Genomic DNA, 6,255 nt, shown 5'->3' with positions numbered 1-6,255 from the left:
TTTTATAGAAAAACCCCACCTGCAATAGGTGGGGTGAAAGTGTCAAACGCGTGTCAATTTAGTCTATTTTTATCTAGTTTAATCACAAAGTTAAAGCGTTGAAAATGCGATAATCACGCCATTTCAAGACTAAACACAAAATAAGCCTTTTCCCTCCGTTTCCGCTAGGTAGCGTCAAAAAAGTTTAAATACTTTTTTGACGCTTTTTATATTGATTTTGCTGAAATATAGGTTGCTTATATTTAGTTTTATAAGCACGATCGATAGACTTCAATAGCGTAGTAAAAGTCTACACATATATTTTTCAAATGGACTAAATGATTCTAGTATTCTATAAAAAGCATTTCATCTTAAATGAACAGATGAAATGCTTTTTAATTCTTTCAATATGATACTTTTGTGAGATTTGAGTACAAATGATTAAACCATCATCTTTATGAGGTCTTGACGAGGAATATCACCAAAATAATGATAAAAATCATAATCTTTGAGTGCTTCTTGAATGTCGGCTTTTTGGTGTAAAACGTCGGTCAGTGCATGTTCAAGTTCAGTCACATCACCTTCACCGAAAAAGTCACCGAAAATTTTTGCATGCGCAATTCGACCTTTTTTGACATCAAGTTTAATTTGAACAAAGCCTTTTTCAAATTTGTGCTCGCGTTCAAAGTTATATTTTGGATTTTTACCATAATTCCAATCCCATGTCCGATATTTTTCGTTGCTTAACTGCTCAATATTTTTCCAGTCTTCCTCTGTCAAAGTATACGTTTCGACTTCTGCTTCACCGAATAATTTTTTGAGTATAATCGATTTGAATGTTTCAATATCGAGAGGCTCATCTAAAAATTCTTGAATATTAGCGACACGTTTGCGGACAGATTTGACACCTTTAGATTGAATTTTTGCAGGATTGACACGCAATGCATTTTGGACTTCATCCAAATCGCTATTCAACATGAGTGTCCCATGACTAAACATACGGTCTTTCACTTTGACCATCGCATTACCAGAGATTTTAGCTTGGCCGACTTGAATGTCGTTACGACCTGTAAGTTCAGCTTTTACACCTAATTCGTTGAGCACTTCAACAATCGGCTGTGTGAATTTTTTGAAGTTATGAAAACTATCACCATCATCTTTAGTAATGAAACTAAAGTTTAAATTACCGAAATCATGATACACTGCGCCACCCCCAGAAATACGGCGCACGACATCAATCTTATTTGTTTCGATGTAGGGTTGATGCACTTCTTCAATTGTATTTTGATTTTTACCCACAATGATGGATGGTCGGTTAATATAAAATAGGAAATAACTGTCGTCATCATCCATAGGTACAGTTTTTAATACATACTCTTCCATTGCTAAATTTAACGTTGGATCAGTATGGTTTTGATTACTAATAAATTTCACCTAGAAACACTCCTTTCCCAAAATATGCCCTACCTATGTTATGCATGATTTATCTCTATTTTTCCAATTATTCACCTTAAAATGACATTGAATGTAAATAATTTCTGACAATTGACGTAAATTGTTTATTTAAAATGTAAATTTTAGTACAATATATGCTAGTAAATTTCTAAGGGGGACAGAAAGATGACAATTGCAGAAGTAGGAGACATTGTAGAATTCTATGATGGTATACGAGGAAAAGTTGAAAAAATCAATGATAACTCTGTCATTGTTGATTTAACAATCATGGAAAATTTCAGCGAGTTAGATTTACCTGAAAAAACAGTCATTAATCATAAGAGATATAAAATTATTGAACAAAAAGGATAAGCGTAATATGAAAAAAATCAACAAACCGCTACTTTGGTTTATACTGAGCTTTATTGCTTTCCACATCATTTTAATGTTGTTGTGGGGGGAGCATGGTGTATATTGGCAACTCTATACAGGCATTATGTTAATAGCAGGAATCAGTTATGTATTTTACCAGCGTGACTTTGCCTCTAAGCGTCTATTAACGTCTATTGCGATAGGGTTAGCGACTGGTGTTGCATTGGTACTGATACAGGTCGTTTTCTCATGGATCACTTCAGAACTGACGTATGCTTCGTTGATTAAACAATTGTCACGAACGGGTGTCTATTTTAAATGGCAAATTTTAGTGACGCTTTTATTTGTAATGCCATGTCATGAATTATATTTACGGACTATTTTACAAAAAGAAATCGTGCGTATGACTTCGAAACCGTGGCTCGCTATATTAGTCGGTGCTTTAGCTTCAAGTTCATTCTTTATCTATTTAGATCAATGGTGGATTGTGACATTCATTTTTGTTTGCCAATTGTTGCTCGGCTTGAGTTTTATGTATACACGCCGAATTATTACCACAACAGTCGCTCAAATTGTAGCGGTCGTCATTTTATTGATTTTTCATGGTTAAACCTTACACAGTAAATGTTGTCTTTCACGCAACGTTTGCTGTGTTTTTGTGTTTTTAAAATTTGATAGAAAGGAAGGACAGTCTCTCATTACTTATAAAATCAAGACATCTTTTTTAATAAGGATATAGAATAAAATAAAGTCAATCAAATGATGCTGTTGTATGATCCACTCTATTCAATCGCATACAATTCATTCAAACCGATGACTAAGCGGTCCGTGCGTCGTTCATTCGTGAGTACTAATTCGTTCGTCAATGTATCGATGCTCGCGATATAGCCTTGAATCGTATGAATGTGTCCAGCGCGCCAATAATGAATTTCACTCAAAGCATTGTGCGATATTTTTAAATGCAACATTTGGTTCAGTTCATTGATTTGATCTTCGCTTAAGTCAGGTCGATCAATTTTAAGTTGATTGGCTTCGAACTGCTTAATTGCTTCAAACTGTTCAGGCAATGTTGCGAAAGGGGCCCATTTCACAATGCCGCGCCCTTTAGGAATTCGTGTGTTAAGATATTGTCTTGGAATTTTTCGATAGTCTGTTTCAGATTGGTATGCTGTAGGGAGCGTACGATCATACATGGAAATCACCTCAATCTGATTATAGAACACTTGTTCTGTTTTGTGAAGTATTTTAAGAACGTTTGTTTGTATAATATTGAGTTATTTTTAAACATCAGTTAAATAGGATAAAATGTAAAAAGTGAGGTGGATGAAATATGATTAGGAAAGCAACAGCTCAAGATGCGCCTGCGATTGCGGAGTTAACATACTTGATATGGCGGGATATGGAACTTGAAATCGTGCGTCGTTATGAGAAAGAAACCGTGATAGCAGCACTCGTTAAAAGCACAACGGAAGTGCATTATCGAAATCATATTGAAAACGTGGATATTTATGAAGTAGATGGACAAGTGGCAGGGATATTAATTGCGTATCCAGGTCAATATGAAGCGGAATACGAACAAGCTTGGCAAAATTTAATGCTGGATGCTGACATTCAATTGGAAACCGGAACGCCATTACCTGTATTAGAGGCAGAACGTGGCGATGTGTATATTGAAACGATTGCGACTTTCCCTGAGTTTCGTGGTCGAGGGATTGCGACAAAGTTAATTCAAGCACGTCTCCAATCGAATCCAAAAGCAACATGGAGTTTGAATTGTGACGAACATAATGAGCGTGCCTATCAATTGTATCGTAAGTTAGGTTTCCGAGAGACAATGAAAAAATTACTTTACGGACATGAATATCGTTATATGATTTATCAAAATGAGGGGAATGACCATGCTTGAGTTAACAAATGTGAGTTACCAAAGCGGTGAACGCAAAATTTTACACCATATAAGTTGTCGTATCGAAGCGGGTGAAGCGGTGGCTGTCGTTGGACCATCTGGAAGTGGTAAAAGTACGCTGTTGAGGTTGATTGCAGATTTAATAAGCCCGACCAGTGGAAAAATTGAATTTAAAGGACACCCCTATGCCCATTATTCACCAGAAATTTTGAGACAGCATATCAGTTATTTGCCACAAAGTGTTGAATTATTTGGCGAGACGATTCAAGATAATCTCGCTTTTCCAGCAAAAGTGCGTCAAGTTTCATTTAATAGGTCAAAAGCAAAAACACTGCTCGAAAAAGTAGGTTTAACAAAATACAAACTTTCGGATAAAGTACAGCATATGTCTGGAGGTGAAAAACAGCGCATCACCATTGCACGTCAGCTTATGTTTACACCAGACTTGCTCATGCTTGATGAAGCGACGAGTGCGTTAGATGATAAGAGTAGTCGACAAATTGAGCACTTGGTGTTTGATTTAGTTCAGGAAGGCATGTCTGTTTTATGGATTACTCACAATCATGCACAAAGCCAGCGCCAATTTCACCGCAAAATGGAAATTCGTAATGGCACGTTAACAAGGGAGGCAAGTTTGTCATGATGAGCACGACTTCGCTATTATTGACATCATTATTGCTACTCATTCCCATTTTCGTTTCGTTTAAAGAACGATTATATATTGCTAAAGACTTAATCGTTGCGGCCATACGCGCTGTCATTCAACTCGTGATTATTGGTTATTTGCTTGAATTTGTATTTAAATTAGAAGAGACATGGATTGTACTGGCATTGATTTTAGTCATTATGGTCAACGCGGCTGCCAATACACAGCAGCGAAAGCCAACAGTGGTGCGGCATGCATTTTGGATTTCTTTAGCGGGAATATTAACGGGTGCTATTTTATCTCTAGGTGGTGTACTGTTAACGGGAGCCATTGGTTTTAAACCGAATGAAATCATTCCAGTTGCGGGTATGGTCGGCAGTAATGGCATGATTGCGATCAATTTAAGTTATCAAAATTTGAATCGTATTTTTACGAAAGAGACAGCGGTGATTGAAGCCAAACTTTCTTTAGGTGCAAGTCCATCCATGGCAGCAAAAGATGCGATTAGAGAAAGTATCAAAGTCGCGATTGTGCCGACGATTGATTCTGTGAAGACATATGGCCTTGTGTCGATTCCTGGTATGATGACGGGAATGATTATTGCAGGTGTGCCGCCAGTGCAAGCGATTAAATTTCAATTAATGGTCGTCTTTATTCATACTACAGCGACAATTATTTCGGCATTAGTCACAACGTATTTGAGCTATCGTCAGTTCTTTAATGCACGTCATCAATTGGTACAAGCATCCCAAGATGAGGTGACTTAAAGTGCGAGATGCATGGTGTTTCTTTAAGGTGATATCTGTCAATCAAAAGAGGATAAATGAGGAAATGGTAAAGTAAAGATATACTAAAATTTTGTTAATGCATTTTTATGGAAAAGCAAAATAGTATGGTACGATATAGAAAAGTGTAAAAAAGAATCGAAGCCTTCGTAGTTTGAAGACTTCGATTCCATCGAGTGATTGAACTTATACGCCACCAAGCAATGCACTAATGTAAATGCCTAATGCATAAAGTAGGCCAAACACTGTATTCGTTTTACCTGAAGCAGCCATTGCCGGCATCATTGATTGTGGTGTATCATTCTTTTGGAAACGGCGATACACTTTCACTGGTAATGGAAAACTAAGTAATACGAGTAAATAGAACAGTGAACCACCATCTTTGAAAAGTGCAGTGTAAATGACAAATAGGTAAGCAATTACGTAAAATGTTGCTAAAAAGATAAGTGAACCACGTTTGCCTAATAAAATAGGTAAAGTGCGTCGACCGCTTTGACTGTCTTTTACACGGTCACGAATATTATTTGCCATGTTGATGAGCCCAATCGTAATGACAATCGGAATGCTGATCCAAAAAGCATAATTTTGAAGGTTGCCTGTTTGGATGTAAAAAGCAATCACAATAATAATCATACCCATGAAAACACCTGAGAATAATTCGCCAAACGGTGTCCAAGAGATTGGGAAAGGACCGCCTGTATAAAGGTAACCGATAGCCATACATAGTAAACCAACAGGGATCAGCCAAAATGAACTTTGAATAGCTAAGTAAAGTCCAAGTAGTGCTGCGATAATATAAAAAATAATTGCAAGTCTTAAGACGTGTTGCGGTGTCATCCCGTTACGTACGATGGCACCACCGATACCTACTGATTCATGGTCGTCCAACCCTTTTTTGAAATCATAGTATTCATTAAACATGTTGGTTGCGGCTTGAATCAACAAACATGAGAACAACATTGCTAAGAATAAACCGAAATGGAGATGGTCCTCGCTACCTAATAAAAAAAGTTTTGCCGTTGCTGTTCCGACTAAAACAGGAACAACGGATGCCGTTAATGTATGAGGACGCATGAGTTGCCAATATTTGTGAAACGTTGAATGTTTTTCAAATTGAGACGTCATGTTAGTCA

General features: G+C 37.0%; 8 protein-coding genes. 5 read left to right on the top strand and 3 right to left on the bottom strand.

The genetic code is table 11. From position 1 onward, the window contains the following. Positions 1 to 420: 420 nt before the first annotated feature. Positions 421 to 1,413, bottom strand: a complete 993-nt coding sequence (lplA, locus tag CD138_RS12350) for a lipoate--protein ligase (RefSeq protein ID WP_019167990.1) — start codon at positions 1,411 to 1,413, stop codon at positions 421 to 423. Between the two features lie 186 nt (positions 1,414 to 1,599). Between lplA and CD138_RS12345 the strand changes: the two genes are divergently transcribed. Both CD138_RS12345 and CD138_RS12340 read left to right on the top strand, forming a co-directional pair. After that, the gene (locus CD138_RS12345) at positions 1,600 to 1,785 is read left to right on the top strand and encodes a YkvS family protein (protein WP_014614328.1); all 186 of its coding nucleotides are present in this window, start codon (positions 1,600 to 1,602) and stop codon (positions 1,783 to 1,785) included. Positions 1,786 to 1,792: 7 nt separating this feature from the next. Continuing rightward, positions 1,793 to 2,395 carry a CPBP family glutamic-type intramembrane protease gene (locus CD138_RS12340; protein ID WP_026066817.1) on the top strand — a complete coding sequence of 201 codons (603 nt, stop codon included), beginning with the start codon at positions 1,793 to 1,795 and terminating at the stop codon, positions 2,393 to 2,395. A gap of 172 nt (positions 2,396 to 2,567) precedes the next feature. Here the strand turns inward: CD138_RS12340 and CD138_RS12335 are convergent, their stop codons facing one another. Further along, entirely contained in the window at positions 2,568 to 2,978 is a 411-nt protein-coding gene (locus tag CD138_RS12335; RefSeq protein WP_019167988.1) for a YolD-like family protein, read from the bottom strand. 137 nt (positions 2,979 to 3,115) lie between these two features. Here CD138_RS12335 and CD138_RS12330 point away from each other — a divergent pair, with 137 nt between their 5' ends. Genes CD138_RS12330 through CD138_RS12320 form a run of 3 tightly spaced genes read left to right on the top strand, consistent with a single transcriptional unit; the run spans position 3,116 to position 5,104 of the window. Continuing rightward, complete coding sequence (locus tag CD138_RS12330; RefSeq protein WP_019167987.1) at positions 3,116 to 3,691, top strand: GNAT family N-acetyltransferase; 576 nt, start codon at positions 3,116 to 3,118, stop codon at positions 3,689 to 3,691. Further along, a complete protein-coding gene (locus CD138_RS12325) occupies positions 3,684 to 4,334 on the top strand; it encodes an ABC transporter ATP-binding protein (protein ID WP_019167986.1) in 651 nt (216 codons plus the stop codon). The genes CD138_RS12330 and CD138_RS12325 overlap by 8 nt, the downstream gene beginning before the upstream one ends. Continuing rightward, complete coding sequence (locus tag CD138_RS12320; protein WP_019167985.1) at positions 4,331 to 5,104, top strand: ABC transporter permease; 774 nt, start codon at positions 4,331 to 4,333, stop codon at positions 5,102 to 5,104. The genes CD138_RS12325 and CD138_RS12320 overlap by 4 nt, the downstream gene beginning before the upstream one ends. 204 nt (positions 5,105 to 5,308) lie before the next feature. Here the strand turns inward: CD138_RS12320 and CD138_RS12315 are convergent, their stop codons facing one another. Further along, positions 5,309 to 6,247, bottom strand: a complete 939-nt coding sequence (locus CD138_RS12315; protein ID WP_019167984.1) for a 1,4-dihydroxy-2-naphthoate polyprenyltransferase — start codon at positions 6,245 to 6,247, stop codon at positions 5,309 to 5,311. Between the last annotated feature and the right edge of the window lie 8 nt (positions 6,248 to 6,255).

The sequence above is a fragment of the Staphylococcus intermedius NCTC 11048 genome (assembly GCF_002902385.1).
Taxonomy (GTDB): domain Bacteria; phylum Bacillota; class Bacilli; order Staphylococcales; family Staphylococcaceae; genus Staphylococcus; species Staphylococcus intermedius.
This window is presented reverse-complemented; position numbering and strand designations above follow the sequence as displayed.